Source organism: Actinomadura sp. 9N215, assembly GCF_044326345.1.
Classification (GTDB): domain Bacteria; phylum Actinomycetota; class Actinomycetes; order Streptosporangiales; family Streptosporangiaceae; genus Spirillospora.
The window spans coordinates 83,028-109,729 of the sequence record NZ_JBIRBA010000008.1; the positions used below are offsets into that span (position 1 = coordinate 83,028).

Below are 26,702 nucleotides of genomic sequence, written 5' to 3' on the forward strand. Positions count from 1 at the left end.
GGCGAGGCACGCGCTGACGTGCGTCAGAATGAACGGGTGACCCTCTACCGCGACGAAGGCATCGTCCTGCGCACCCAGAAGCTGGGCGAGGCCGACCGCATCGTGACGGTGCTGACCAGGCGCACCGGCCGGATCCGCGCCGCGGCGAAGGGGGTCCGCAAGACCAAGTCCCGGTTCGGGGCGCGGCTTGAGCCGTTCACGCACGTCGACCTGCAGCTGTACGAGCGGCGCTCCCTCGACCTGATCACGCAGGCGGAGACGCTGCGCCCGTACGGGGAGGCGCTCGTCGCCGACTACCCGCGCTACACGGCGGGGACGGCGATGCTGGAGACCGCCGACAAGCTCGCCGGCGAGGAGGGCGAGCCCGCGCTGCGGCAGTTCCTGCTGCTCGTCGGCGGGCTGCGGACGCTCGCCGAGCGCGCCCACGACCCGCGGCTCGTCCTGGACGCGTTCCTGCTGCGCTCGCTGTCGGTCGCCGGGTGGGCGCCCGCGCTCGACGAGTGCTGCCGCTGCGGCGATCGCGGCGGGCTGCGCGGGTTCGCCATCGCGGCGGGCGGCGCGGTCTGCGCGAGCTGCCGGCAGCCGGGCGCCGCGACCCCGGCGCCGCCGACGTTCGCGCTGATGCTGGCGCTGCTGCGCGGCGACTGGGAGCACGCCGACGGCAGCGAGCAGCGGCACCGGACGGAGACCAGCGGCCTCGTCGCCGCCTACCTCCAGTGGCACCTGGAGCACGGGATCCGCTCCCTGCGCCACGTCGAGCGCGACAACCGCGCGGACCGCGGAGACGACTTCGGGACCACCGACACCACCAGGGAGAGAGTTTGAGAAGGGCCGTCTCACCGCCGGAGCCGCATCGGGACGGCGCCGTCCCGCCCCCGATCCCGGCCGACCTGGTGCCGCGGCACATCGCCATCGTCATGGACGGCAACGGCCGCTGGGCCAAGGACCGCGGCCTTCCGCGCACCGAGGGGCACCGGCGCGGCGAGGACTCCCTCTTCGACGTGATCATGGGCGCGATCGAGCTCGGCGTCCCGTACCTGTCGGCGTACGCGTTCTCCACCGAGAACTGGAAGCGGTCGCCGGACGAGGTGCGCTTCCTCATGGGCTTCAACCGGGACGTGATCCGCCGCCGCCGCGACCAGCTCCACTCGATGGGCGTCCGGGTCCGGTGGGCGGGCCGGCGGCCGCGGCTGTGGCGCAGCGTGATCAAGGAGCTGGAGACGGCGGAGGAGATGACGCGCCACAACGACGTCCTCACCCTGCAGTTCTGCGTGAACTACGGCGGCCGCGCCGAGATCGCGGACGCCGCCGCGGCGATCGCCAGGGACGTCCGCGACGGCCGCCTCAACCCCGACAAGATCAACGAGAAGGTCTTCGCCCGCTACCTGGACGAGCCCGGCATCCCGGACGTGGACCTGTTCCTGCGCTCGTCGGGGGAGCAGCGCACGTCCAACTTCCTGCTGTGGCAGTCGGCGTACGCGGAGATGGTCTTCCTCGACACCCTCTGGCCGGACTTCGACCGCCGCCACCTCTGGCACGCCTGCGAGCTGTACGCGTCCAGAGACCGCAGGTACGGCGGCGCGGTCCCCAACTCGGTGGAACCGGCCGCCGCCCGCGGCTGACGCCCCCTGGTCAGACCAGAGCGGCGTCGAGGGTGATGGTGGTGCCGGTGAGGGCCTTGCTGACGGGGCAGCCGGCCTTGGCGTCCTGGGCGGCCTTCTCGAAGTCGGCCGCGGACAGGCCGGGCACGCTCGCCCGGACGGTCAGGTGGATGCCGGTGATGCCCTCGCCCGGCTGGAACGTCACCTCGGCCTTGGTGTCCACCTTCTCCGGCGGCGTCCCGGCGCCGGCGAGGCCGTGCGAGAGCGCCATCGAGTAGCAGGTGGAGTGCGCGGCGGCGATGAGCTCCTCCGGGCTCGTCCGGCCGCCCGGCTCCTCGGACCGCGATGCCCAGGTCACGTCGTAGGTGCCGAGCTTCGAGGAGTCCAGCGAGACGGTCCCCTGGCCGCTGAGGAGCGGCCCTTCCCAGTGCGCGTTTGCGGTACGTGTCGTAGCCATGCCCCGATTCTTCACCATGGCCCCGCGCCGCAGATCAAGAACCACCCGATACGGGGGCCTGGACGCCGGGAGCCCGGGTCGGGGCGACGTCAGCGGCCTTTCGCGGCGACGTCAGCGGTCTTTGGCGGCGACGTCAGCGGTCTTTGGCGGCGATGTCAGCGGCCTTTCGCGGCGCAGTCGGCGCAGGTGCCGAACACCTCGACGGTGTGCGTGATGTCGCTGAAGCCGTGCTCGGCGGCGATGGCCTCCGCCCAGCGCTCCACGGCCGGGCCCTCGACCTCGATCGTCCGGCCGCACTCGCGGCAGACGAGATGGTGGTGGTGCTGCTCGGTGCGGCAGGCCCGGTACACGGCCTCACCCTCGTCCGTGCGCAGCACGTCGACCTCGCCCGCGTCGCTGAGCGCCTGCAGCGCCCGGTAGACCGTGGTGAGGCCGATCTTGGATCCGTCGGCGCGCAGATCGGCGTAGATGTCCTGCGCGCTCCGGAAACCATCGGAGCCGGTCAGCACCTGCCGTACCGCGTCCCGGCGGGCCGTCGTCATCCCCCAAGCACCTCCGCGTCATCCCCCCATCACCTCGGCGTCCACGCGCGCCTCGACGCCCGGGCCGGCCGCGGCGGGGACGTTCTCCCCGGCCGTGCCGGTCCGCGCGCGCCTTCGGCGCACCAGCGCGCCCCCGGCGACCGCGGCGACGAACAGCGCGAGCGCCAGCAGCACGATCGAGGGGCCCGGAGGCAGATCGTACTGGAAGGAACCCGCCAGGCCCGATACGGCCGACAGTACACCGGTCGCCATGGCGACCAGCATCGTCCCCCGGAAACCCCGCGTGAGCTGCTGCGCCGCCGCCACCGGCACGATCATCAGCGCGCTGACCAGCAGCAGCCCGATCGCCCGCATCGAGATCACGACGGTGACCGCGGCGGTCGCGGCGATCAGCACGCTGAGGAACCGGACGGGCAGCCCCGACGCGCGCGCCACCTCCTCGTCCTGGCACAGCAGGAACAGCTCGCGGCCGAACAGCGCGATGATCCCGAGCACCCCGGCGGCGAGGCCCGCGACGACGTACAGGTCGGTGACGGTCACGCTGGTGATCGAGCCGAACAGGTACGACTGCAGGCTCGTCCCGCTGCCGCCGTTCGCGTTGGTGAGGATCACGCCGCCCGCGAGCCCGCCGTAGAACAGCAGGGCCAGCGCGACGTCCGCGCCGCTGCGGCTGCGGGCGCGCAGGATCTCGATCGCCACCGCGCCGAGCACCGACACCACCAGCGCGCCGAGGACGGGCGAGGTGCTCGTGAGCAGGCCCAGCCCGATGCCGGTCAGCGCGATGTGGCCGATGCCGTCGCCGAGCAGCGACAGCTTCCGCTGGACGATGAACGTCCCCACGGCCGGGGCGGTCAGCCCGATCAGCACCGCCATCACCAGGGCGACGCGCATGAAGTCGTACTGCAGCATGTCGCTCACGCGGGCCTTCCCGTAGCCGTGTCCTCCCGGGCGGTGCTCTCCGGGACGGTCTTCTTCCGGACCCTCTTTTCGCGCACGGTTTTCTCCCGCACGGTCGTCTCCGGAACGGTCGTCTCCGGGACGGTCGTCTCCGGGACGGCCTTCTCCCGGACGGTGGTCTCCCGGACGATGCGGCCGTGGCCCAGTTCGATCGTGCGTGTGATCAGCGGCTCCATCGGGCCGAGTTCGTGCGTCACCAGGACGACCGTCCGTCCGGCCCCGGCGAGCTCGCGCAGCGCCGACGCGAGGGCCGCCTGGCTGTGCGCGTCCACGCCCGCGGTCGGCTCGTCCATCACGAACACGTCGGGCTCGCCCGCGAGGGCCCGGGCGATCAGCACGCGCTGCTGCTGGCCGCCCGACAGCAGGTGCGCCGAGTCGCGGGCGTGACCGGTGAGGCCGACCGTCTCCAGGGCCCGGTCGACGGCGGCGCGGTCGGCGGCGCGGTCGTTGAACACCGCGGGCCGCCAGCGGGACCGCCGCGCCAGCCGCCCCGACGAGACGACCTCCCGGACGGTCGCGGGCACCCCGCCGCCCATCGGCAGCCGCTGCGGGACGTACCCGACCCGCGTCCAGCCGCGGAACCTGGCCGGCGGGGTCCCGTAGATCTCGGTCCGTCCCGCGGCCAGCGAGACGAGCCCGAGCAGCGCCTTGACCAGCGTGGACTTGCCCGCGCCGTTCGGCCCGAGGACCGCGAGCACGTCGCCCGTCTCCACCCGCAGGTCGACGCCGGCGAGGACCTCGCGGCCGTCGCGCCGCACGAGGCCGCCGGTCATCGTGAACGGCCGGGCGTTCGAGGGATCGGTCACCGGCGCACGCTCCTCGGTCATGGGCACTCCAGGGCTGGACGCAGCGTCCGCAGGTTCTCGGTCATGATCGTCAGGTAGTCGCCGGACGCGCCGTCCTCGATGCCCTCGACCGGGTCGAGGACGGCCGTCCGCACGCCCGCCTCCCGCGCCAGCGAGCGCGCGACCTTCGGGCTGGCCAGCGTCTCGGTGAAGATCGTCGTCGCGCCGGTGGCGGCGACCCGGCGCGTCAGCCCGGCCATCCGCTTCGGGGACGGCTCGCTCGCGGGATCGACCCCGGCGACCGGGATCTGGCGCAGGTCGTAGCGGTCGGCGAGGTAGCCGAACGCGGCGTGCGCGGTCACGATCTCGCGGCGCTCGCAGGTCTTCAGGCCGTCCTGGAACGCGCGGTCGAGCGCGGACAGCCGGGCGGCGATGGCCGCGGCGCGCTGCCGGTGACCGGCCGCGTGGGCGGGGTCGGCGGCGGCCAGCCGGTCGCCGAGCGCGGTCGCGACGGTCGCCATGCGGCTCGGGTCGAGCCAGATGTGGGGGTCGTAGTCCGCCTCCTCGTGGCGGACGCCGTCGTGCGCCTCTTCGTCGTCGGTCTCGTCCGGCGGCGGGAGTCTCCGCACGACGCTCGCCGCGTCCAGCGACCTGCCCTTCGCGTGGCCCCGGACGGCGTCGTCCACGGCCGGCTGGACGCCCCTGACGTGGACGGCGAAGTCGGCGTCCTCGACGTTCGCCACCTGCCGGGCCGTCAGCTCCAGGTCGTGCGGCTCGGACCCGGGCTCGGTGAGCGTCCGGACGAAGACGTCGTCGCCGCCGACCTTCTCCGCCAGCCACGCCACCGGATAGAACGACGCGACCACGACGGTCTTGCCGGGCGGGACGTCCGCGTCCGCGCCCGTGCAGCCCGTGAGCCCCGTCGCGAGCCCGGCCAGCGCCAGGGCCAGCGCCGTCGCGGGGGAGGCACGCCGGGGGACGGCATGGAAGCGGGGCATCCGCCGATTATGAAGGAGTCTGAAAATGATTGTCAAAATCGGGAATGATCAGACCTGTCCGATGCCGCGCCCCAGCGCGAACGCCACCAGGACCGCCAGCGCCACGACGCGCAGCGCCCGGCCCGAGCCGTCCAGCGCGGGCCAGTTCAGGAAGGCGAACCAGGCCAGCGCCACCGCCAGGACCAGCACCCCGGCGGCCGCCACCCAGCCGGTCCCGACCATCCCGATCACCAGCAGGGCGAACACCGTGACGAGCAGCACCCACCGCGGCAGCCGGTGCAGGAACACCACCGGCGCCGCACTCCACCGCTCGACCGCCGCCCGCGGCCCCGTTCCCCGCCGCTCACCTCGCGTCTCCACACGCCCAACGTACTGCCAACGTCCTGCGAAGATGGACCGATGATCGCGATAACCCGGTACCGCGTGCCAGGCGAGGACGCCGACGGCTTCGCCGAAAGCATGTCCGCGGTGCTGACGGCGCTGTCCGCGAGCCCCGGCTTCCGCTTCGGACGGCTCGGCAGGACGGTCGACGATCCCGGGCTGTGGGCCCTCGTCACCGAGTGGGACGGCGCGGGCCACTACCGCCGCGCGCTCGGCCAGTACGAGGTGCGGCTCCAGTTCATCCCGCTCGCCGCCCTGGCCGTGGACGAACCCGGCGCCTACGAGATCGTCACCTCCGTCTGATCGTCACCCCGCTCCGTCTGATCGTCACCCTGGCCCGTCTGATCGTCACCTCCGTCTGATCGTCGGCTCGGCTTTGATCGGCGGCGCGTCCGACCGGCGGTGCCGCCCGATCGAGGCGTGTTGATCAAGGCGTGTCTGGATTAGGGGAAACGACCGGGCAAGAAGCGTCCAGGACCGGTTTCGCGGCCCGTGTCCAAGGTCATCTTTGCCGCATCACGATCATGCCGTGCCTGCAAGGGGAGCTGTGATGCGCCATGCCGTCCTGGTCAGCGGGTTGTGCGTGCTGGCGGCCTTCCCTCCCGTCCTCGCCGTCCTCGGGACGTCCGCCCCGCGGCCCGCGCCCCACGAGGCCGCCGCGCTGAGCGATCGCCGGGCGCCGGCGGCCGCCCAGCGCGTCGTCGAGTACCACGGGCTGCGCGTCGCCGTCCCGGCGGGCTGGGAGGTCCACGACCTGGACCGGGACCCGTCGCGCTGCGTCCGCTACGACCGGCACGCCGTCTACCTCGGACGGCCCGGCCCGCGCCCCGACTGCCCGGCCCGGCTCGTCGGGCGCACCGAGGCGGTCCACATCCAGCCCGCGGAGCGCGCGCGACCCGCCGGGCACGGGCGCGCGGCCCGGACGGTCGTGCACGGCGACCAGCTCGCCGCGCTCACGATCCCGCCGACCGTCGACCATGAGGCGCGGCTCGCCGTCCCGGAGGCCGGAGTCACCATCACCGGCGTGTACGGGACGGACCCGGCGGGGCTCCAGCGCATGCTCCGCGACACCCGATTGAACGCGAACCGGCCCGCCCGGCCGCGCACACCCGTGCCGCCCATGCCCTCAGGACCGCCCATGCCGTCGGCACCGTCCATTCCCTCGGGACCGGCCATCCCGTCGGGACCGGCCATGCCGGAGATGCCGTCCAAGCAGGACGTCAAGCACGACACGCCACGCCGCCCACAGCAGGACGCGCCCGCGCTCGACCGTCCGTGGGCGCGGGGCAAGGGGTTCGACACCTGCACGGCCCCGTCCCTCGCGGCGATGAGGGCGTGGCGGCCCTCGTTCAAGATCACCAACATCTACATCGGCGGCGCGGCGCGCGGATGCGCGCAGCCCAACCTCACCGAGCGGTGGGTGCGCGAAGTGCGGGAGATGGGCTACCGCATCACGCCCACGTACGTCGGGCTGCAGGCCCCGTGCGGCAGCCGCCCGCAGCGCTTCACCCCCAAGAACGCCGCCTCGCAGGGCGCCAAGGCCGCCGTGGACGCCGCACGCAAGGCCCGCGCGCTCGGCATCCCGGAAGGCGCCCCGATCTACTACGACATGGAGGCGTACAAGAGGAAGAACGCCTCGTGCAGGGCCGCCGTCCTGCGATTCGTGGACAACTGGGTCCGAAGGCTGAAGGACGTCGGGTACGAGCCGTGCCTCTACAGCAGCGTCACGTCCGGGATCAGGGACGTGGGACGCGCCGACGGCATCAGCAGACCCGTCTCCATCTGGTTCGCCAACTGGGACGGCAGGGCCAAGGTGTACGGCGACCCGTTCATCCCGGACGACTGGTGGCGCCCGCACCGCCGCATCAAGCAGTACCGCGGCGGCCACAAGGAGAAGCACGGCGGCGTCACCCTCAACATCGACAGCAACATCGTCGACGGCCGCGTCTACTGATCGTCGACGTCTGCTGACCGTCGGCGGGCAGCGTCGACCAGCGGTGGCCTATCGGGCGTCTACCTGCGACGTCCCCACCAGGCCGCGTCTACTAGACTCACCCGTGCCCTAAGCTGGGGATGCTCGCAGGCACCGGGCACGACCGCATCGTTGTTGTCGGCCGGCCGCCAGAGCGCCATCACCGGGGATCGCAACTGCCGCCACCCGCCGTCTCCACGGCGGGACCGGGCGCACTCACTGTCCCGCCGACCGCCAGCCGGATGGAGAATATTCATGGCACGCCGTTCCGATGTGCTGGAAACGATCGTCAACCTCGCCAAGCGGCGGGGCCTGGTCTACCCGTCGAGCGAGATCTACGGCGGGCTCCGCGCGTCCTGGGACTACGGGCCGCTCGGCGTCGAGCTCAAGAACAACGTCAAGCGCCAGTGGTGGAAGTCCATGGTGCAGGGCCGCGACGACATCGTCGGCCTCGACTCGTGCGTCATCCTCGCGCGCGAGGTCTGGGAGGCCAGCGGCCACGTCCAGGCGTTCGTCGACCCGCTCACCGAGTGCCAGTCCTGCCACAAGCGCTTCCGCGCCGACCACCTCGAAGAGGGCTACGAGGAGAAGCACGGCCGCCCGCCCGCGAACGGCCTCGCCGACATCGGCTGCCCGAACTGCGGCGTCAAGGGGTCCTTCACCGAGCCGCGGATGTTCAACGGCCTCCTCAAGACCTATCTCGGGCCCGTCGAGGACGAGTCGGGCCTCGCCTACCTGCGTCCGGAGACCGCGCAGGGCATCTTCATCAACTACCTGAACGTCCAGCAGTCCTCGCGCCGCAAGATCCCGTTCGGGATCGGGCAGATCGGCAAGTCGTTCCGCAACGAGATCACGCCCGGCAACTTCATCTTCCGGACCCGCGAGTTCGAGCAGATGGAGATGGAGTTCTTCGTCAAGCCCGGCAGCGACGAGGAATGGCACCAGTACTGGATCGACGAGCGCATGCAGTGGTACGTCGACCTCGGCATCCGCAAGGAGAACCTGCGGCTGTACGAGCACCCGGCGGAGAAGCTGTCCCACTACTCCAAGCGGACCGTGGACGTCGAGTACCGCTTCGACTTCATCGGCGGCGAGTGGGGCGAGCTCGAAGGCGTCGCCAACCGCACCGACTACGACCTGTCGACGCACTCCAAGGCGTCCGGCGCCGACCTGTCGTTCTTCGACCAGGAGTCGGGGGAGCGGTTCGTCCCGTACGTGATCGAGCCGGCGGCGGGCGTCGACCGGTGCACGCTCACGTTCATGATGGACGCCTACGCCGAGGACGAGGCGCCCAACGCCAAGGGCAAGCTGGAGAAGCGCACCGTCATGCGGCTCGACCGGCGGCTCGCCCCGGTCAAGGCGGCGGTGCTGCCGCTGTCGCGCAACGCCGACCTGTCCCCGAAGGCCCGCGACCTCGCCGCGCGGCTCCGCCGGAACTGGAACGTCGAGTTCGACGACGCCGGGGCCATCGGCCGCCGCTACCGCCGGCAGGACGAGATCGGCACGCCGTTCTGCGTCACCGTCGACTTCGACACCCTCGAGGACGACGCGGTCACCGTCCGGGAGCGCGACTCGATGAGCCAGGAGCGCATCGCGATCGGCCAGGTCGAAGCCTTCCTCGCCGCGCAACTCCTCGGCTGCTGACCTGGGCGCACCTTCCGCGTTTCGTCAACGCCGTGCGAACGGCGCCTCCGGCGGCGTGAACCTGGGTTAGGTTGGCTGGACCGCCCGTCGCTGTCCCGGCATCGTGGGTGGCGGCACGCGGGCTTGGAGCCTGGCGACCGGCTGACGAGTCCGAGGGGAGGGGCAGGATGCGCGATCTGTACCGTCCTGCTCGTCCCGTCGCGCGGCTGCTGGTCGTCGCGCTGGGGCTGCTCGGGATCGTGGTCGGGCCCGCCGGGGCCGGGACGCACGGCGGGACGTCCCCCACCGGGACGATCACCGGCGCACGGACCGGTGCGGCGGTGCATCACGCACCGGGCCGGACCCGGGGCTCCGTCAAGCAGCGTCCGGCCCCCCGTACGCAGGCGGCGCACGGGGGGCCGCTCACGCGCGCCTTCGTCGTCGCTGGGGCGGTGCCCGACGCACACCCGGCGCCCGCGGCCGAGCCCTCGCGTGCGGGGCTGCCGCACTTTGTCGCGCATCCGTCGTTCGTGCATTCGTCGGTCGCGGTGTTGCCCGCGTCTGGCATTGACTTGCGGCCGCCTTCGTGGCGCGTTGTCCGGGCCGTGCCCGGACGCGTTGCGGCGGACGTCGCGACCAGGGGCGTCCCACGCGGGCGCGCCCCTCCCACCTCCCCACGGATCTGAGCTAGTCGTCCGCGGCGCCGTGCAGCAGCCCGGCGCCGAAGCCCGTGTGGAGGTTCCCTTTGACTCGCGCCAACGTGGTGCGGGCGGTGCTGGCGTTCGCCGTCCTCGTCACATCGTTCTACTTCGCCTGGTCCAAACCCGCCCGCCTCGGCCTCGACCTGCGCGGCGGCACCCAGATCGTCCTCGAAACGCAGGACTCGCCGACGGTGGACGCCGACCGGGAGTCCACCGACCGCGCCCGGGAGGTGCTGCGCCGCCGCATCGACGCGCTCGGCGTCGCGGAGTCGTCGATCACCCGGTCCGGGGAGCGGCGGCTGATCGTCGAGCTGCCCGACGTCCAGGACCCGTCCAGGGCGACGGACACGCTCGGCAAGACCGCGCAGCTCACCGCCCATCCGGTACTGCCCGACACCGGCAAGGCCGGACAGGGGCAGCAGCTGATCCCGGACGAGAGCGGCCAGCAGATCCTGATCGGCCCCGCCGCGCTCACCGGCGCGGGGATCGGCTCGGCGAGCGCGTCCTACGACCCGCAGAACGTCGGCGGCTGGTCCGTCAACGTCGACTTCAAGGGCGGCGGCGGCAAGACGTGGGAGAAGTTGACCGCCAAGGCCGCCTGCGCGGCCGGTGACGAGCGGCGGATCGCGATCGTCCTGGACGGCAAGGTGATCTCCTCCCCGGGCGTCACCGAGGGCGTGTCCTGCGGGGTCGGCATCACCGGCGGGTCGACGCAGATCACCGGGGACTTCAGCGCCGGGGAGGCCAAGGACCTCGCCGCGCTGATCGAGGGCGGCTCGCTGCCCGTCCCCGTGAAGATCATCGAGCAGCGGGTGGTCGGGCCGACGCTCGGCGACGAGGCGATCGACGCCAGCGCCCGCGCCGCCGTCATCGGGATCATCCTGACCGGGCTGTTCATCGTGGCCGTCTACCGCCTCGTCGGCCTCCTCGCCACCGTCGCGCTGACCGGCTACGCGCTGATCTCCTACGCCGCGCTCGTCGCCGTCGGCGCGACGCTGACCCTGCCCGGACTCGCCGGTTTCGTCCTCGCCATCGGCATGGCCATCGACGCGAATGTGCTGGCCTTCGAACGCGCCAGAGAGGAGCTGGCCGCCGCGCCCGGGCGCAGCGCGCGGACGGCGCTGGCCGTCGGGTTCGACAAGGCGTGGTCGGCGATCGCGGACTCCGCCGTCACCACGCTGCTCGCGGGCGCGCTGCTGTTCTTCCTCGCGTCCGGTCCGGTGCGGGGGTTCGGCGTCACGCTGACCATCGGCGTCCTCGCCTCCCTCGTCTCCGCGATGCTGCTGAGCCGCGTCCTCACCGACGCTGCCGCCGCGCGGCTCCCCAAGCTCAGCAAGGGCGGGGCGGGCGGTCTCAGCGGCGCCGGGCGGATCCGGCGGTGGCTGGAGGAGAGCGGCCCCGACCTGATGAGACGCAGCCGCCTCTGGCTCGGGATCTCCGCGCTCGCCGTCGTCATCGCCGCGACCGGGATCTTCACCCGCGGCCTCAACTTCGGCGTGGAGTTCACCGGCGGACGGCTCGTCGAGTACTCCACGACCCGTCCGGTGGACATCGACGTGGCCCGCTCCGCCGTCGCCGACGCCGGGTTCCCGCGCGCCGTCGTCCAGACGTCCGGGAAGGACGACATCTCCGTCCGGACGGTCGACCTCACCAACGAGCAGGAGAAACGCGTCCATGACGCCCTCGCGGAGAAGGGCGGCGGGGCCACGAAGCAGCGCGACGAGCTGATCGGCCCCAGCCTGGGCGACGAACTGCGCACCAAGGCGCTCATCGCCCTCGGCGTCGCGCTGCTCGTGCAGCTCGCCTACCTGACGATCAGGTTCCGCTGGACGTTCGCCGCCGGCTCGGTCATCGCCATGTTCCACGACATCACGATCGTCACCGGCGTCTTCGCCTGGCTCGGCAAACCGATCGACGGGGTGTTCCTCGCGGCGCTGCTCACCATCATCGGGTACTCGGTCAACGACTCCGTCGTGGTGTTCGACCGGGTCCGGGAGATGTGGGGCGAGAACCCGAAGGGACGGTTCGCCGCGATCGCGAACCGGGGCGTGCTGCAGACCGTCCCGCGGACGATCAACACCGGGATGGGCGCGCTGTTCATCCTGGGCGCCCTGGCGTTCCTCGGCGGCGACTCGCTGACCGACTTCGCCATCGCGCTCCTGATCGGCATCGTCGTCGGGACGTACTCCAGCGTGTTCACCGCGACGCCGATGGCGGTCGTCCTGGAGCGGTTCGCGAAGGCGCCGCCGCCGCGGCGCAAGAGCAGGGCCCGCCCGCCACGCCGCACCACGCACGACTCGGGCGCGGTCGTCTGACACGGCCGGCGGGCCCCGGCTCGACTCAGCCGGGGCCCGCCGCCCGCGCGGCCGTCCGCTCAGCGCGGCGGCCCGCTCGGTGGCGGATCCGCTCAGCGCGGCCGTCCGCTCGGCGGCGGGTCCGCTCGGCGGCAGCCGCTCAGCGCGGGAGCATCGACTTCTTCAGCGGACGGCCCTCGCTCACACCGACGCAGACGATCGTGCGGATCCCGCCGTCCCACTCCAACCTGTTCGGGTAGAGCGACGAGTACAGGTTGGGGATTGAGCTCTGGCCGAAGGCCTTCCGCGCCTTCTTCTGGCAGCCCGCGTCCGCCTTCCGCCCCAGCGCCTTCTCTCCCGGATACGGGCCGGACTTCAGCTTGGAGACCGCGTACACCTGGCTCCAGTGCGACCTGTCGCAGGAGACGATGCGCTGTGCCGGAGCGGCGGAGTCCCATTTCCCGAAGCAGTCGCCGAATGCCAGTTCGGTCCAGTACTTCAGGGTGGGATCCAGGGTCCGGGCGAGCGGCGCCGAGATGGTGTCGGGGCCGGTGTAGCGCAGCAGGCAGAGCACTTTGCGGTCCCCGGAACCCCAGCTCAGCTTCGTCGGCGTGATGAGATAGGGCTCCAGGTACTGGCCGTGCCTGCTCTTCAGCAGACGGACCGTCGTCAGGATGCAGGCGCTGGTCGCCTGTTCGTGGATCTTCCTGCCGCCCGGGTACGCGCCGTCCCGCAGCCGCGACCGGCCGACGACCTCGCCGTCGTGCGGTTCCGTGCACGGCAGCGCCGTCACCGGGGTCCTGATGGAGTCGACCTTGAGTCCGGTGAAGCAGTCGCCGACCCGCAGCGCCGCGGGCAGCACCTTGTCCTTGCCGGTGACCTGCCCCGACGCGTCGCGGTCGGCGCTGACCAGGGCGCCCGCCAGCACGGCGGCGGTGATCACCACCGCGACGATCCAGCCGGCGGACGCGACCAAGGCGCCGACGGCCAGGCCCTTGCCCCGCTCGCCGCGCCGTCCGGCCTGGACGAGCGCCGCGACGGCGAAGCCGACCGCGAGCACGACCAGGCCGCAGAGCCCGGTGACGAGGGCGACGATCGCCAGCCGGTTCGTCCGGGGGACGATCGTCGCCTGCGGCGCCCCGGCCGGGTAGAAGGGAGCGCCCTGGCCAGGCCCCTGCGGGGGCGGGGGCCACACCGCCGGGGCGGCGGCGACCGGCGCAGATGCGCCCGGCGAGGTCCAGGCGGGTGCGGCCGAGGGGTCGTCCGGAGGTCCCGTCCCGGGGGGCGGTTCGGGGCCGACGGGTGATCGCTGGGGTGGGGGAGAGCCCGGCGGTGTGCCGGCCTGGGATCCGGGTTGGGATCGCGCGTCCGATCCGGGTGAGCCGGGGGCGTCCGGGTCGTTGCCAGTGGGAGGTGGTGTGGTCACGGCCGGAACCGTAGCCGGGGTCACCGACAAAAGGCGCAATTCCGGCAACCGTTGTCAAGTCTTGATTAAAGGCCGGGGCGGCGACGCAAGCCCCGGCCACGGAGTGTCGTCGTGCCGTGCTGCTAGGTGGTGTCAGGCTCCGCTGTCAAAGCCGTCCGGGTCACGCCAGGGGCGACTGGGGTTCGCTGCTCTCGGCCCGGATGACCTGCATGACCGCGTTGATCAGCGCGAGGTGCGTGAACGCCTGCGGGAAGTTGCCCAGGTGGCGTCCGGTGTGCGGGTCGATCTCCTCCGCGTACAGCTGCAGCGGGCTCGCGTACGACAGCAGCTTCTCGCACAGCGCTCGCGCCCGGTCCAGCTCGCCGATCATCACCAGCGTGCTGACCAGCCAGAACGAGCAGATCGTGAAGGTGCCCTCGTCCGACTCGAAACCGTCGTCGGTCTCCGCCGGACGGTAGCGCAGGACGAGGTCGTCCTCCGACAGCTCGTCCGCGATGGCGAGGACGGTCTCCCTGACGCGCTTGTCGTCGGCCGGCAGGAAGCCCAGCAGCGGGATCAGCAGCGCCGACGCGTCCAGGGTCGTCGCGCCGTAGTGGGCGGTGAACACGCCGCGCTCGTCCAGCGCGTTGGCGAGGACGTCCGCGTGGATCTCGTCGGCGGCGGCCTGCCAGCGCGCGGCCCGGTCCTTGTCACCGCGGATGCGGGCGAGGCGGGCGCCGCGCTCGGCCGCCACCCAGCAGAACACCTTCGACGAGGTGAAGTGCTGCGGTTCGCCGCGCACCTCCCACATGCCGCAGTCGGGGACGCGCCAGTTGGCGAGCGCGTCCTCCACCTGCTTGATGATGATCTTCCAGAGCCGGTCGTCCAGCCGGTCGCGCTTGCGCACGAACAGGTAGATGGAGCCGATGATCGCGCCCCACACGTCGTGCTGCGCCTGCATGTACGCCTCGTTGCCGATCCGGACGGGACGCGCGTCGTCGTACCCGGACAGGTGGTCGAGCGTCGACTCGGGCAGTTCCTCCCGGCCGTCGAGCCCGTACATGATCTGCAGCTTGCCCTCGGCGGCCTCGGCGACGTCGGTGATGAAGTAGAAGAAGTCGTTGGCCTCCCAGTCGTAGCCGAGGGTGTAGAACGCCCAGAGCGCCATCGTGGAGTCGCGGATCCAGGTGTAGCGGTAGTCCCAGTTCCGGTCGCCGCCCGGCGCCTCGGGCAGCGACGTCGTCGCCGCGGCCGCCACCGCGCCGGACGGCCCGAACGTCAGGCCCTTCAGCGTGAGCGCGCTGCGCTGCAGGTGGCTGCGCCAGGGATGGTCGGGGAAGCGGCCGCGGTCCAGCCAGTGCTGCCAGTGGTGGACGGTCCAGATCAGCCGCTCCTGCGCCTCGTCCCACGACGACGGCGCCGCGTGCTCGCTCCACGACAGCGCCACGAACCGCGACTCGCCCTGCTTCAGCAGCGTCCGCGACGTGGCGAGCGACCCCTCGAACCCGACGTTCATGTCGGTGGTGAGCCGCAGCCCGATGCCGTTCCCGCGCGCGAGGGCCTCGTGGTACCCGGCGCCGGTGTGCTCCCAGCGGGCGGGCGTCTGACCGTAGTCGAACACCGGCATGCAGTCGAGCCGCACCTGGACCTGGCCGTTCACGCACCGCACCATCCGCAGCAGGACGTGGTCGGCGTCGTAGTCGGTGGGGGCGCGGCGGTGCGTGTGGGACCGTTCCGTCTCGTGGTGCCACGGGCCCATGAGCAGCGCGTCCGTCACCACGAGCCAGCCGCCGTGCACCCACCAGGTGGTCTCCATCACCATGGTGCCGGGGATGTACCGCTGCGCAGCGGGCACCTCCACGCCCGCCGGGCCGACGCGGAAGTACCCGGCGTCGCGGTCCAGGATCGACCCGAACACGCTGGGGGAGTCCATCCTCGGCAGGCACATCCACTCGATGTTGCCGCTCGGCGCGACGAGCGCGGTCGTCTCGCAGTCCGACAGGAACCCGTAGTCGGCGATGGGGGCGAACGGGTCTCCCGCCCGGCCGCCGGCGACCTTCGGCCTCACAACCTCACCTCCCTGATCCATCATTCCCTCTTCCGTGGCGCCTTCCGTGCGCGGGTACGGGACGTCCGTCCCCGGCGGTGTTCCGTCCTGATCATGCCCGTTGGTCCGAATTGGAATAGACCACTATCCGGGGTCTGACCTGGGCAAACGGCCTCCCGGACGGCGGGTGCCGAAGGAGGCCGGACTTCGCGGGTACAGTCCCGGCAAACAGGGCAGCGGACCCGCCGCCCAGGGGACCGCGACGCCGCGCGCCCCCGCCGCGGCGGGACCGGCACTGCCCCTGGGTGGAACCGGAGCGAGAAGGAGCTCCCCGTGCCGAAGTTCGTGTACGACTTCACTGAGGGCAACAAGGACCTCAAGGATCTGCTGGGCGGCAAGGGCGCCAACCTGGCCGAGATGACCAACCTCGGACTGCCCGTCCCTCCCGGATTCACGATCACCGCGGAGGCCTGCCGTCACTACCTGGAGCACGGGAACCCGCCCGCGGGGCTCGCGGACGAGGTGGACCGCCACCTCGCCGCGCTGGAGTCCGCGATGGGCAAGCGGCTCGGCCAGAGCGACGACCCGCTCCTGGTCAGCGTACGTTCCGGCGCCAAGTTCAGCATGCCGGGGATGATGGAGACCGTCCTGAATGTCGGGCTGAACGACGAGTCCGTGCTCGGGCTCGCGGCGCAGGCGGGCGACGACAGGTTCGCGTGGGATTCCTACCGCCGGCTGATCCAGATGTTCGGCAAGACCGTCCTGGACATCGACGGCGACCTGTTCGAGGACGCCGTCGAGGACGTCAAGCGCGCCCGCGGCAGCGACGACGACGCCGACCTCACCGCCGACGACTTCAAGGCCCTCGTCGACCGGTTCAAGGGCATCGTCCGGGACAAGGCGGGCCGGGAGTTCCCCGCCGACCCGCGCGAGCAGATGGACCTCGCCGTCGAGGCGGTGTTCGACTCCTGGAACGCGCCGCGCGCCGTCCTGTACCGGCGCCAGGAGCGCATCCCCGTCGACCTCGGCACCGCCGTCAACATCTGCGCGATGGTCTTCGGCAACATGGGCCTGGACTCCGGGACCGGCGTCGCGTTCACCCGCGACCCCGCGTCCGGGCAGCAGGGCATCTACGGCGACTACCTGCAGAACGCGCAGGGCGAGGACGTCGTCGCCGGCATCCGTAACACCGTCCCGCTGAAGGAGCTGGAGCGCATCGACAAGGCGTCCTACGACCGGCTCCTCGAAATCATGGAGACGCTGGAGAACCACTACCGCGACATGTGCGACATCGAGTTCACGATCGAGCGCGGGAAGCTGTGGATGCTGCAGACCCGGGTCGGCAAGCGGACCGCAGCCGCGGCGTTCCGCATCGCCTGCCAGCTCCTCGACCAGGGCCTCATCGACAGGGACGAGACCGCCCGCCGCGTCACCGGCGACCAGCTCGCCCAGCTGATGTTCCCCCGCTTCGCCGCCAAGCTCGACAACGTGCGCAAGCTGACGAAGGGGATGAACGCCTCGCCGGGCGCGGCCGTCGGCAAGGCCGTGTTCACCACCGAGCGGGCCGTGGAGCTCGCCGGACGCGGCGAGGACGTGATCCTCGTCCGCCGCGAGACCAACCCCGACGACCTCGCCGGAATGGTCGCCGCGAAGGGCGTGCTGACGTCCCGCGGCGGCAAGACGTCGCACGCCGCCGTCGTCGCCCGCGGCATGGGCAAGACGTGCGTGTGCGGCGCCGAGGAGCTGGACGTCGACGTCAAGGGCGCGCAGTTCACCGCGCCCGGCGGCGTGACCGTCGGCGAGGGCGACGTCATCTCCATCGACGGGACGTCCGGAGACGTCTACCTGGGCGAGGTGCCCGTCGAGGACTCGCCCGTCGTCCGGTACTTCGAGGGCGACCTGCCGGTCGAGGACGGCGACGACCTCGTCAAGGCCGTCCACCGCGTGATGGAGCACGCCGACGCGCGGGCGGCGCTGAAGGTCCGCGCGAACTCCGACACCCCCGAGGACTCCGCCCGCGCCCGCCGGTTCGGCGCCGCCGGGATCGGGCTGTGCCGCACCGAGCACATGTTCCTCGGCGACCGGCGGCAGCTCGTCGAGCAGCTCATCCTCGCCGAGGACGCCACCGGCCGGAAGGCCGCCCTGGACGCCTTGGAGCCCCTCCAGAGGCAGGACTTCGAGGGGATCTTCGCGGCCATGGACGGGCTGCCGGTCACCATCCGGCTCATCGACCCGCCGCTGCACGAGTTCCTCCCCGACATCACCGAGCTGTCGGTCAGGGTCGCGCTCGCAGGCGAAGACGCCGACGCCAAGGACCGGAGACTGCTCGAAGCAGTCACCCGACTGCACGAGCAGAACCCTATGCTGGGCCTGCGCGGCGTGCGGCTCGGTTTGGCGATTCCAGGACTTTTCGGCATGCAGGTCCGCGCGATCGCCGAGGCGGCCGCGGCCCGGCGGCTGGACGGCGGCGACCCGCGTCCCGAGATCATGATCCCGCTGGTCGGGGCCGTCCAGGAGCTGGAGGCCGTCCGCGACGAGGCCCGCGCCATCCTGGCCGAGGTCAAGTCCGCCACGGGCGTCGACGTCCCCGCGCTGATCGGCACCATGATCGAGCTGCCGAGGGCCGCGCTGACCGCCGGGCAGATCGCCGAGGCCGCCGAGTTCTTCTCCTTCGGCACCAACGACCTCACCCAGACGACCTGGGGCTTCTCCCGCGACGACGTCGAGGCGGCGTTCTTCTCCCGCTACCTGGAACTCGGGATCTTCGGGGTGTCGCCGTTCGAGACGCTCGACCGGGAGGGCGTCGGACGGCTCGTCCGCATCGCCGTCGAGGAGGGCCGCCGCGTCCGGCCCGGGCTGCACCTCGGGATCTGCGGCGAGCACGGCGGCGACCCCGACTCGGTGCACTTCTGCCACGAGGTCGGCCTGGACTACGTGTCCTGCTCGCCGTTCCGCGTCCCCGTCGCCCGCCTGGAGGCCGGGCGCGCCGCGATCGAGGCGGGTGGGGCCGGTGCGGCCGGAGGGAGCGACAGCCGCTGATCCCCTGCTCGCGGCGGTGAAATGCCAAAGGTTGGCATGCCGAACCGGCGAACCCGGCGCACGCGCCGGACCATCTAACTAACGTGTCCGATGCGATGACGTTGGAAGTGGACTTGCCGGAGACCGAGCACGAGACCGTCCGGCCGGAAGGCGCCGGGCCCGACAGCGGCGGGCCCGGCGACGCCGACGGCTCCGGACGCGGCGGCCGGCGGGACCGCCGCCGCGCCAGGCGGGCCGGGCGGCGCAGGCGCTCGCCCTGGTTCACGATCCCGGCGAGCGTCGTCGCGGGGATGATCGCCATCGCCGTGCTGACCCCGCTCACCGTCGGCGCGCGGATCTGGTACCAGGCCCGCCACGACGAGCGGCCCCGCTCCGACGCGATCATCGTCCTCGGCGCGGCGCAGTACAACGGCCGGCCGTCCCCGACGCTGAAATGGCGGCTCCAGCACGCCCTCAAGCTCTACCGCGACGGCGTCGCGCCCGCGATCGTGACCGTCGGCGGCAAGGCGCCAGGCGACAACTACACCGAGGCCGGCACCGGCCGCGCCTGGCTGATCCAGAAGGGCGGGGTGCCCGCGTCCAAGGTCTTCGCGGTGCCCGTCGGACGCGACACGCTGGAGAGCATGAAGGCCGTCGGCAAGGAGTTCGACCGGCACGACTGGTCGTCCGGGGTGATCGTCACCGACCCGTGGCACGGGCTGCGCTCCAAGAAGATGGCCGAGGACAACGGCATCAATGCCGCCGCGTCCCCGACGCGCAGCGGGCCGAGCGTCCAGACGCGCGACACCCAGTTGCAGTACATCGTCCGGGAGACCGGCGGCTACCTGTCGTACGTCCTGCTGGGCAAGAGCGTGCACACGCCGGACGAGACCATCAAGCGCGTCCACGTCGACCCGTCCGAGTCACCGCCGAACCGCTGAGCGGCGAAGCCCCCTCCGAACGGCGAATCCCCCTGAACAGCCGCATGGGGGCCTTACCCTGGATAGGGCCATGACGAGCAACTCCAGGCACGAGAACCCCGGCGGCTACACCGGCCGTGACAGGGAACGCTGGGCGCCAGAGCCCGCCAAGCGGCGCGACCGGACGGCCTTCGAACGCGACCGCGCCCGCGTCCTGCACAGCGCGGCCCTGCGGCGGCTGGCCGCGAAGACGCAGGTCGCCTCGCCCGGCGCGGACGCCACCGCCGACACCGTGCAGAGCCTGCGCACCCGGCTGACCCACTCGCTCGAATGCGCGCAGGTCGGCCGCGAGCTGGGCAAGTCCCTCGGCTGCGACCCCGACCTGGTGGAGGCGGCGTGCCTGTCCCACGACATCGGGCACCCGCCGTTCGGGCACAACGGCGAGGCCGCCCTCGACGTCGTCGCGCGCGGCTGCGGCGGCTTCGAGGGCAACGCGCAGAGCCTGCGCGTCCTGACCCGGCTGGAGCCCAAGTCGTTCGCCCCGGACGGCCCGCCCCTGCACGGCCGCAGCGTCGGCCTCAACCTGACGCGCGCCGCGCTGGACGCCGCGATGAAGTACCCGTGGTCCCAGACCGAGGCCGTCAACGGCAAGTTCGGCGTGTACGCGGACGACGTCGACGTCGCCCGCTGGGTCCGCGAAGGCGTCGAGCCGGGCCGGACGTGCTTCGAGGCCCAGGTCATGGACTGGAGCGACGACGTCGCCTACTCCGTCCACGACCTGGAGGACGCGCTCGTCGCCGGGCACATCGACTTCGTCCGCCTCGCCGACCCCGCCGAACGCCGCCTCGTCGCCGCCACCGCGACCAAGCTGTACTGCCCCGACGCGGCCCTGGCCGAGCTGGAGGAGCGCTTCGACGCGCTGCTCGCCGAGCCGTACTGGCCCGACCGCTACGACGGCACCCCGCGCAGCCTCGCCGCCCTGAAGAACCTCACCAGCACCCTGATCGGACGGTTCTGCATGGCCGCCGAGACCGCCACCCGGGACGCCTACGGCGACCGTCCGCTGACCAGGTACGCGGCGGAGCTGATCGTCCCGCGGGCGCAGCGGCTGGAGAACGCGCTGCTCAAGGGCATCACGGCGCACTACGTGTGGATCAGCCACGAGGAGATCAGGGCCCGCCAGCGGACGCTGATCATCGAGCTGGCCGAGCTGATGCTCGCCGGCGCGCCCGGCACCCTGGAACCCGGCTTCCGCGCCGCGTTCGAGGACGCCGCCGGCGACGCGGGCCGGCTCCGCGCGGTCATCGACCAGATCGCGTCGCTGACCGATCTTTCCGCGATCGCCAGGCACCGCCTGCTGAACGGCCGTTCCCGCTGATCATCCGCATGGCGGCCGGGGCGGTGTGACGAACACGCCCCGACGCGCGCGACGATGGCCCTTGTCTCGTTACAGAGGCAGCTGTAGGGATAGCTACAGGTCAACTACAGGAGGTCGCCATGCCCGAGGAGACGTTCGTGATCGCCGGCGCCAGCCTGGCCGGTGCCAAGGCGGCGGAGACGCTCCGGGAGGAGGGCTTCACGGGCAGACTGCTGCTGATCGGCGACGAGATCGAGCGGCCCTACGAGCGGCCGCCGCTGTCCAAGGGCTTCCTGCTGGACAAGGAGCCGCGTGAGAAGGCCCATGTCCATGAGGCCGACTGGTACGAGAAGCACGATGTGGAGCTGCGGCTCGGCGTGTCCGTCGCGGCCATCGACCGGGGCGCCCACCAGGTGCGCCTGTCCACCAAGGAACCGATCGGCTACGACAAGCTGCTGCTGGCGACGGGCGCGTCCCCGAGGCGGCTCGAGGTGCCCGGATCGAAGCTGCAGGGCATCCAGTACCTGCGGACGATGGCCGATTCGGCGGCGTTGAAGCAGGCCCTCGCGCACGGCGGACGGCGCGTCGTCGTCGCCGGGGCGGGCTGGATCGGGCTGGAGACGGCCGCCGCCGCCCGCGCCCACGGCAACGAGGTGACGGTCATCGAGCCCGAGCCGACGCCGCTGCACGCCTCCCTGGGCCCCGAGCTCGGCGCGGCCTTCGCCGACCTGCACCGCGAGAACGGCGTCGACCTGCGGCTCGACCAGGGCGTCGCCGGGTTCTGGGGCGCCGGGCAGGTGTCGGCCGTCGTCACCTCGGGCGGCGCCGAGGTGCCCGCCGACGTCGTGATCGTCGGCATCGGGGTGCGGCCCAACACCCGGCTCGCCGAGGAGGCGGGCCTCGACGTGTCCGACGGGATCCTGGTGGACGCGTCGCTGCGCACGTCCGATCCCGACATCTACGCGGCCGGGGACGTCGCCAACGCCTACAACCCGCTGCTCGGCCGGCGGATCCGCGTCGAGCACTGGGCGAACGCGCTGAACGGCGGGCCGGCCGCCGCCCGCGCCATGCTCGGCCAGGACGTCTCCTACGACCGCGTCCCGTACTTCTTCAGCGACCAGTACGACCTCGGCATGGAGATGTCGGGCGTCGCGTCGCCGGGCGAGTACGACGAGGTCGTGTACCGCGGGGACGTCCCCGGACGCGAGTTCGTCGCGTTCTGGCTGTCCGGGGGCCGGGTCGTCGCGGGGATGAACGTCAACGTGTGGGACGTCACCGGGGACGTCCAGGCGCTGATCCGCTCCGGGCGCCCCGTGGACGCCGCCCGCCTAGCCGACCCCGGCGTCCCGCTCGCCGAACTCGCCTGACTCGCCGGGCACGTACAGTCGGTCGGGTGGTTCCGGACAAGATCGCGACCCTGGGCCGCGCCCGGGTCGCGGTGACGCTGGCGTTCGTCGCGCACGGCCTGCTCACCGCCGCCTGGGTCGCCCGCATCCCGCAGATCAAGGAACATCTCGGGCTGAGCGAGGGCTCGATGGGCGTCGCCCTGCTGGGCGCGCCCGTCGGCGTCGTGATCGCCGTGCGGTTCGCGGGACGGATCGTCGGCCGCTGGGGCAGCCGCGCGACGACCGTCGCCGCCGGGATCGTCTGCGCGGCGTCCCTCGTCCCGCTCGGCCTCGCCTGGAACATCGGCGCGCTGATCTGCGCCCTGCTGCTGATGGGCGGCTCGCTCGGCCTGATGGACGTGGCCATGAACGCCCAGGGCGTCGCCGTCGAGCGCGGCTACGGGCGTCCGCTGATGTCGGGCCTGCACGGCGCGTACAGCATCGGGACGCTCGCGGCGGCGCTCGTCGGCTCGGGCGCGGCGCACGCGGACGTCCCCGTCCCGCTCCACCTGACGGCCGCGGCGGCGGTGCTGGCGGCGCTGCTGGCGGTCGGCTGCCGGAACCTCCTGGACCGCTCCGCCGACGCCCTCCCCGAGCCGCACACCGACGCCCTTCCCGAGCCGCACGGAAACGCCCTTCCCGAGCCCCGCGGGAATGCCCTTCCCGAGCCGCATGGGAACGCGTCTGAGGGCGCCGCTTCCTCCTCGGGCCCGCCCGCCCCGTCCCTGAGCGCCCGGACGTCGTCCCGGTGGCTGCTGGTGATGCTCGGGGTCATCGGGCTGTGCTCGTTCGTCGGCGAGGGCGCCATGGCCGACTGGAGCGCCATCTACCTGCGCGAGGACCTCGGCACCGGTCCGGGCGCCGCCGGGCTCGGGTACGTCGGGTGCGCGGTCGCGATGACCGCAGGGCGGCTCGCCGGGGACCGGGTGGTCGCGCGGTTCGGGCCCGTCCCGGTGCTGCGGGCCGGGTCCCTGATCGCCGCGCTCGGGCTCGCGTCCGGCCTGGTCGCCGGGCATCCGGTCGCGGCCGTGTGCGGGTTCACCCTGTTCGGCCTCGGCGTCGCGGTCGTCGCGCCGGTCACGTTCAGCGCGGCGGGCAACGTCCCCGGCGTGCCCGCCGCGGCCGGGATCTCCCGGGTCACCGGCGTCGGCTACCTGGGGCTGCTCGGCGGGCCGCCCGTCATCGGGTTCGTCGCGCAGGGCGTGGGGCTCAGGTGGGCCCTGGCCGTCCCCGTCGGGCTGGTCGGCCTGATCGTCCTGCTGGCCCCGGCGACCGCCACGGCGGCGGTCTCGTCCGCGGACGAGCCGGCCGGGTCGGCGGCGGCGACCGAGTGCTGAACCTCCGGACGCTGATCTTTCGGGTGGGTTGCCACCGTGATAAATGTCCTCCTCAGGTAAGGTCTGGGCGAGTGAACACCATGCAGCGGTCAAGACCGGTCAAAACGGTCGCGTCCGCCCCGGCGTACCGCGCTTTCCAGCGCGGCGGCTTCGTCAGCGAGCTCCTCACCTTCGGTTTCGCGGGCGTCCTCGGCACGCTGGTCATGATCTTCGGCGCCAACCTGATGCGCGCCCTGCTCGGCGGCAGCCCCGTCACGAGCGTCGTCGTGCCGACCGTGGTGTCCACGCTGGCGTCCTACCTGCTCAACCGGTTCTGGGTGTTCCGGCACCGCGACAGCGACGGCTCCGGCCGCGAGGTCGCGATCTTCTTCGCGCTGAACGGCGTCGGGCTGCTGATCCAGGTGGTGTGCACCGGGTTCACCTACTACACGCTCGGGCTGCACGGCGGCGTCGCCTACAACATGGGGCTGCTGGCCGGGGTCGCGTTCGGCGCCGCGTTCCGTTACTGGTCGTACAAGAAGTGGGTGTTCACCCCGACGGCGGCGTGATGGGCCGGCTCGACGACGAATGGCCCGCGCACCGTCCCGCCGTGTTCGGCGCCGCGTACCGCATCACCGGCAGCGTCGCCGACGCCGAGGACGTCGTCCAGGACGTGTGGCTGCGCGCCCACGCCCGCGACGTCCCCCTCGACGGCACGGCCCGCCCGGACGGCGGCGACACCTCCGGCGGCGCGGCGCGGCCGGACGGCGACACCCTCGACGACGTCCGCGACCTGCGGGCCTGGCTGCTCACCGTCGCCGCGCGCCGCGCCTACGACCTGCTCAACTCGGCCCGCGCGCGCCGCGTCGACTACGTCGGCCCCTGGCTGCCCGAACCGCTGCTGACCGGCCCGGACGCCGCCGAGCCCGTCCTGCTGGACGAGACGGCCGGCACCGCGATGCTGCTGGTCATGGAGGAGCTGTCGCCGCCCGAGCGGGTCGCCTTCGTGCTGCACCAGGCGTTCGACGTGCCGTACGGGCAGATCGCGGACGTCCTGGGGAGAACGCCCGCCGCGTGCCGGCAGCTCGCCTCCCGCGCCCGCCGCAAGATCGCCGCCGCGCTGCCGTCCCGTCCCGCCCCGCCGCCGGAGCGGGACCGGGTCCTGGCGGCGTTCCGGGCCGCCTACGAGCGCCGCGACGAGGCCGCGCTCCTGGAGCTGCTGGACCCGGACGCGGCCTTCACCACCGACGGCGGCGGCCGCGTCTTCGCCGCCCGCAAGATCATCGCCGGTGCCGGACGGGTCGTCACCGCCCTGCTCAGGGTCAGCGCCCGGAACGCGATGCGGATCGTCCCCGCGCAGGTCAACGGGCGGCCCGGCTTCCTGGTGTACCGGGACGGCCGGCTGGCCGCCGTCGACACGGCGGAGGTGGCGGACGGCCGGATCACCGCGTACCGCCGCGTCCTCAACCCCGACAAGCTGCCGGCCCTGCCCCGTCCGGCGGAGGCCGGGCGTTGACCTGGAGCGCACTCCAGGTGGGATCCTGAACGGCGTGAGTTTCTACTCCCCGGCGGAGACCGCCGAGAAGAGCGGCTTCAGCATCGACACGCTGCGTTACTACGAGAAGATCGGGCTGCTTTCGGGCATCGCGCGGAACACGTCGGGGCGCCGGGTGTTCAGCGACGACGACCTGGCCTGGCTGGAGATGCTCCAGTGCCTGCGCGGGACGGGCATGCCGATCGCCGAGATGCTCCGCTACTCCGAGCTGGCCCGCGGCGAGGGCGACACCGTGCAGGAGCGGCTCGACCTGCTGCTGGAGCACGACCGCCGGGTGGAGGAGCGGATCGCCAAGCTGCGGGAGCAGCAGGAGCAGATCCAGTGGAAGATCCGCCTCTACCGGGGCGCGCTCTGTGACGGCCTCCCCGCCTGATCGAGGACGCGGAGGGCGCGGGTCCAGGTCCCGGCGCGGTCGAAGCGGTCCGCCTCCCAGGTGTGGGCGCGGGTCGTCCCGCGGCTCCGGAAGCGTCGCATGATCGCGACGTGCGGCGGCCAGGCGACGAACCGCTTCAGCGCGGCCTCGTCGTCCCAGACCGAGACGGAGCCGGATCTGCGCCGCAGGGGGAGGGACCACAGCCAGAGCCCGACGGCGCCTTCCAGGTCCGGCCAGCTCCGGCGGAGGTCCATGCCCGCGCGGTAGATCGCCGGCAGGTCGAGCGGGTTCGCGCACGTGAAGTCGGTGACGCTGACGAGGACGGGCCCCGCCGCGCTGGACGGCCCGTCCCGCCAGGGGCTTCGCAGCATCACGACGGCGAGCGGCCGAGGAGGGTCAGCAGCCGGTCCTTGGGGGCGGCGTCCGGCGGGGCGTCCAGCCTCGGCGCGAACGCGTCGCCGGGGCCCCGGCCGTCGTCGGGCACGATCGCGGTGACCTTCAGGGACGCGGTGACGAGTTCCTCGGCGGGCTCCCAGGGGACGCCGACGGTGGCGGCGACGTCCCACGCGTGCACGACCAGGTCCACGAAATGGAAGCTGATCGCCAGCGCGGCCGGGAGGGCGCCGCCGTCGCGGATCTCGGGGAGGGCGAGCCGGGCGTCGAGCGCGACGTCCGCGAACGCCCGCGTCACGAGGTCGGCGGACGCCAGGGACGCGGCGTAGGGGTCGTCGCCCAGGTCGCCCCCGCGCCAGGCGGACAGGCGGGCGCCGTCGCCGCGGGCCGCCGCGGCGAAGCCCTCGTCCTGGCTGACCTGGTGGCGGAGGAGGCCGTGCAGGGTCCAGTCGGGGCACGGCGTGGGCAGGGCGAGCGCGTCCGGCTTCACCTGCGCGACCGCGGAGAGGTAGAGATCGGACGCCTTCCGGTCCAGGGGCCGGAAGTCGGTGGTGAGCAGTTCGGTCAGCAGATCCATGACGTCCACGCTAGGAAGGCGCAGAGGACCAGGTACAGGGCCAAA

The 26,702-nt window shown here is 72.6% G+C and carries 25 protein-coding genes; 15 read left to right on the forward strand and 10 right to left on the reverse strand.

The features are described 5' to 3' along the window. Positions 1-36 precede the first annotated feature (36 nt). Together recO and ACH34T_RS15620 are read left to right on the forward strand one after the other, a co-directional pair. Complete coding sequence (gene recO / locus ACH34T_RS15615; RefSeq protein WP_395992822.1) at positions 37-825, forward strand: DNA repair protein RecO; 789 nt, start codon at positions 37-39, stop codon at positions 823-825. After that, entirely contained in the window at positions 822-1,622 is an 801-nt protein-coding gene (locus ACH34T_RS15620; RefSeq protein ID WP_395992823.1) for an isoprenyl transferase, read from the forward strand. The genes recO and ACH34T_RS15620 overlap by 4 nt, the downstream gene beginning before the upstream one ends. Positions 1,623-1,632: 10 nt before the next feature. Here ACH34T_RS15620 and ACH34T_RS15625 read toward each other — a convergent pair whose 3' ends face one another. The 6 genes from ACH34T_RS15625 to ACH34T_RS15650 form a co-directional block, all read right to left on the reverse strand. Then, entirely contained in the window at positions 1,633-2,058 is a 426-nt protein-coding gene (locus tag ACH34T_RS15625; protein ID WP_395992824.1) for an OsmC family protein, read from the reverse strand. Between the two features lie 155 nt (positions 2,059-2,213). Continuing rightward, positions 2,214-2,600, reverse strand: a complete 387-nt coding sequence (locus ACH34T_RS15630; protein ID WP_395992825.1) for a Fur family transcriptional regulator — start codon at positions 2,598-2,600, stop codon at positions 2,214-2,216. A gap of 18 nt (positions 2,601-2,618) precedes the next feature. Further along, entirely contained in the window at positions 2,619-3,518 is a 900-nt protein-coding gene (locus ACH34T_RS15635; protein ID WP_395992826.1) for a metal ABC transporter permease, read from the reverse strand. Further along, positions 3,515-4,384: a metal ABC transporter ATP-binding protein gene (locus ACH34T_RS15640; protein WP_395992827.1), complete on the reverse strand. Its 870-nt coding sequence runs from the start codon at positions 4,382-4,384 to the stop codon at positions 3,515-3,517. Before ACH34T_RS15640 ends, ACH34T_RS15635 begins: the two co-directional genes overlap by 4 nt. After that, positions 4,381-5,340 carry a metal ABC transporter solute-binding protein, Zn/Mn family gene (locus ACH34T_RS15645; protein ID WP_395992828.1) on the reverse strand — a complete coding sequence of 320 codons (960 nt, stop codon included), beginning with the start codon at positions 5,338-5,340 and terminating at the stop codon, positions 4,381-4,383. Before ACH34T_RS15645 ends, ACH34T_RS15640 begins: the two co-directional genes overlap by 4 nt. A 48-nt stretch (positions 5,341-5,388) precedes the next feature. Beyond that, positions 5,389-5,700, reverse strand: coding sequence for a DUF6703 family protein (locus ACH34T_RS15650; protein WP_395992829.1), 312 nt, complete (start codon positions 5,698-5,700; stop codon positions 5,389-5,391). Positions 5,701-5,739: 39 nt separating this feature from the next. Here ACH34T_RS15650 and ACH34T_RS15655 point away from each other — a divergent pair, with 39 nt between their 5' ends. The 5 genes from ACH34T_RS15655 (at position 5,740) to secD (ending at position 12,332) form a co-directional block, all read left to right on the forward strand. After that, positions 5,740-6,024: an antibiotic biosynthesis monooxygenase family protein gene (locus ACH34T_RS15655; RefSeq protein ID WP_395992830.1), complete on the forward strand. Its 285-nt coding sequence runs from the start codon at positions 5,740-5,742 to the stop codon at positions 6,022-6,024. A gap of 247 nt (positions 6,025-6,271) precedes the next feature. Then, complete coding sequence (locus tag ACH34T_RS15660; RefSeq protein ID WP_395992831.1) at positions 6,272-7,675, forward strand: glycoside hydrolase domain-containing protein; 1,404 nt, start codon at positions 6,272-6,274, stop codon at positions 7,673-7,675. Between the two features lie 273 nt (positions 7,676-7,948). Continuing rightward, positions 7,949-9,337 (forward strand): glycine--tRNA ligase, encoded by a 1,389-nt coding sequence (locus ACH34T_RS15665; protein ID WP_395992832.1) that lies wholly within the window; start codon positions 7,949-7,951, stop codon positions 9,335-9,337. 167 nt (positions 9,338-9,504) lie between these two features. Beyond that, positions 9,505-10,002, forward strand: a complete 498-nt coding sequence (locus tag ACH34T_RS15670; protein ID WP_395992833.1) for a hypothetical protein — start codon at positions 9,505-9,507, stop codon at positions 10,000-10,002. A gap of 59 nt (positions 10,003-10,061) precedes the next feature. Continuing rightward, positions 10,062-12,332 carry a protein translocase subunit SecD gene (secD, locus tag ACH34T_RS15675; RefSeq protein ID WP_395992834.1) on the forward strand — a complete coding sequence of 757 codons (2,271 nt, stop codon included), beginning with the start codon at positions 10,062-10,064 and terminating at the stop codon, positions 12,330-12,332. A 139-nt stretch (positions 12,333-12,471) separates the two neighbouring features. Here the strand turns inward: secD and ACH34T_RS15680 are convergent, their stop codons facing one another. Both ACH34T_RS15680 and ACH34T_RS15685 read right to left on the reverse strand, forming a co-directional pair. Then, entirely contained in the window at positions 12,472-13,506 is a 1,035-nt protein-coding gene (locus ACH34T_RS15680) for a septum formation family protein (RefSeq protein WP_395992835.1), read from the reverse strand. 391 nt (positions 13,507-13,897) lie between these two features. Further along, on the reverse strand, positions 13,898-15,784 hold the full coding sequence (locus ACH34T_RS15685) for a glycoside hydrolase family 15 protein (protein ID WP_395992836.1): 1,887 nt from the start codon (positions 15,782-15,784) through the stop codon (positions 13,898-13,900). A gap of 312 nt (positions 15,785-16,096) precedes the next feature. On the opposite strand from ACH34T_RS15685, the gene ppdK reads away from it, so the two are divergent. The 8 genes from ppdK to ACH34T_RS15725 all read left to right on the forward strand — a co-directional run bounded on the left by ppdK (position 16,097) and on the right by ACH34T_RS15725 (position 25,687). Then, a complete protein-coding gene (ppdK, locus tag ACH34T_RS15690) occupies positions 16,097-18,802 on the forward strand; it encodes a pyruvate, phosphate dikinase (protein ID WP_395992837.1) in 2,706 nt (901 codons plus the stop codon). 95 nt (positions 18,803-18,897) lie between these two features. Continuing rightward, positions 18,898-19,722 (forward strand): YdcF family protein, encoded by an 825-nt coding sequence (locus ACH34T_RS15695; RefSeq protein WP_395992838.1) that lies wholly within the window; start codon positions 18,898-18,900, stop codon positions 19,720-19,722. Positions 19,723-19,792: 70 nt separating this feature from the next. Further along, positions 19,793-21,079, forward strand: a complete 1,287-nt coding sequence (locus ACH34T_RS15700) for a deoxyguanosinetriphosphate triphosphohydrolase (protein WP_395992839.1) — start codon at positions 19,793-19,795, stop codon at positions 21,077-21,079. A gap of 119 nt (positions 21,080-21,198) precedes the next feature. After that, positions 21,199-22,425 carry an NAD(P)/FAD-dependent oxidoreductase gene (locus ACH34T_RS15705; protein WP_395992840.1) on the forward strand — a complete coding sequence of 409 codons (1,227 nt, stop codon included), beginning with the start codon at positions 21,199-21,201 and terminating at the stop codon, positions 22,423-22,425. A gap of 26 nt (positions 22,426-22,451) precedes the next feature. After that, positions 22,452-23,780: an MFS transporter gene (locus ACH34T_RS15710; RefSeq protein ID WP_395992841.1), complete on the forward strand. Its 1,329-nt coding sequence runs from the start codon at positions 22,452-22,454 to the stop codon at positions 23,778-23,780. An 80-nt stretch (positions 23,781-23,860) separates the two neighbouring features. Next, a complete protein-coding gene (locus ACH34T_RS15715) occupies positions 23,861-24,328 on the forward strand; it encodes a GtrA family protein (RefSeq protein WP_395993036.1) in 468 nt (155 codons plus the stop codon). Further along, positions 24,301-25,275: a sigma-70 family RNA polymerase sigma factor gene (locus tag ACH34T_RS15720; protein ID WP_395992842.1), complete on the forward strand. Its 975-nt coding sequence runs from the start codon at positions 24,301-24,303 to the stop codon at positions 25,273-25,275. The genes ACH34T_RS15715 and ACH34T_RS15720 overlap by 28 nt, the downstream gene beginning before the upstream one ends. Positions 25,276-25,309: 34 nt before the next feature. Further along, positions 25,310-25,687, forward strand: coding sequence for a MerR family transcriptional regulator (locus tag ACH34T_RS15725; RefSeq protein ID WP_395992843.1), 378 nt, complete (start codon positions 25,310-25,312; stop codon positions 25,685-25,687). Here ACH34T_RS15725 and ACH34T_RS15730 read toward each other — a convergent pair. Both ACH34T_RS15730 and ACH34T_RS15735 read right to left on the reverse strand, forming a co-directional pair. Beyond that, the gene (locus ACH34T_RS15730; RefSeq protein WP_395992844.1) at positions 25,651-26,061 is read right to left on the reverse strand and encodes a hypothetical protein; all 411 of its coding nucleotides are present in this window, start codon (positions 26,059-26,061) and stop codon (positions 25,651-25,653) included. The two genes, ACH34T_RS15725 and ACH34T_RS15730, sit on opposite strands and share 37 nt — an antisense overlap. Then, complete coding sequence (locus ACH34T_RS15735) at positions 26,058-26,657, reverse strand: TIGR03086 family metal-binding protein (protein ID WP_395992845.1); 600 nt, start codon at positions 26,655-26,657, stop codon at positions 26,058-26,060. The genes ACH34T_RS15730 and ACH34T_RS15735 overlap by 4 nt, the downstream gene beginning before the upstream one ends. Between the last annotated feature and the right edge of the window lie 45 nt (positions 26,658-26,702).

Excerpts from the sequence above, each read along its gene's own strand:
- ACH34T_RS15630 (WP_395992825.1), bottom strand. The coding sequence starts at position 2,600 with ATGACGACGGCCCGCCGGGACGCGGTACGGCAGGTGCTGACCGGCTCC.
- ACH34T_RS15655 (WP_395992830.1), top strand. The coding sequence starts at position 5,740 with ATGATCGCGATAACCCGGTACCGCGTGCCAGGCGAGGACGCCGACGGC.
- ACH34T_RS15670 (WP_395992833.1), top strand. The coding sequence starts at position 9,505 with ATGCGCGATCTGTACCGTCCTGCTCGTCCCGTCGCGCGGCTGCTGGTC.
- ACH34T_RS15640 (WP_395992827.1), bottom strand. The coding sequence starts at position 4,384 with ATGACCGAGGAGCGTGCGCCGGTGACCGATCCCTCGAACGCCCGGCCG.
- ACH34T_RS15715 (WP_395993036.1), top strand. The coding sequence starts at position 23,861 with ATGCAGCGGTCAAGACCGGTCAAAACGGTCGCGTCCGCCCCGGCGTAC.
- ACH34T_RS15695 (WP_395992838.1), top strand. The coding sequence starts at position 18,898 with ATGACGTTGGAAGTGGACTTGCCGGAGACCGAGCACGAGACCGTCCGG.
- ACH34T_RS15660 (WP_395992831.1), top strand. The coding sequence starts at position 6,272 with ATGCGCCATGCCGTCCTGGTCAGCGGGTTGTGCGTGCTGGCGGCCTTC.
- ACH34T_RS15705 (WP_395992840.1), top strand. The coding sequence starts at position 21,199 with ATGCCCGAGGAGACGTTCGTGATCGCCGGCGCCAGCCTGGCCGGTGCC.
- ACH34T_RS15645 (WP_395992828.1), bottom strand. The coding sequence starts at position 5,340 with ATGCCCCGCTTCCATGCCGTCCCCCGGCGTGCCTCCCCCGCGACGGCG.
- ACH34T_RS15735 (WP_395992845.1), bottom strand. The coding sequence starts at position 26,657 with ATGGATCTGCTGACCGAACTGCTCACCACCGACTTCCGGCCCCTGGAC.
- ACH34T_RS15625 (WP_395992824.1), bottom strand. The coding sequence starts at position 2,058 with ATGGCTACGACACGTACCGCAAACGCGCACTGGGAAGGGCCGCTCCTC.
- ACH34T_RS15665 (WP_395992832.1), top strand. The coding sequence starts at position 7,949 with ATGGCACGCCGTTCCGATGTGCTGGAAACGATCGTCAACCTCGCCAAG.
- ACH34T_RS15700 (WP_395992839.1), top strand. The coding sequence starts at position 19,793 with ATGACGAGCAACTCCAGGCACGAGAACCCCGGCGGCTACACCGGCCGT.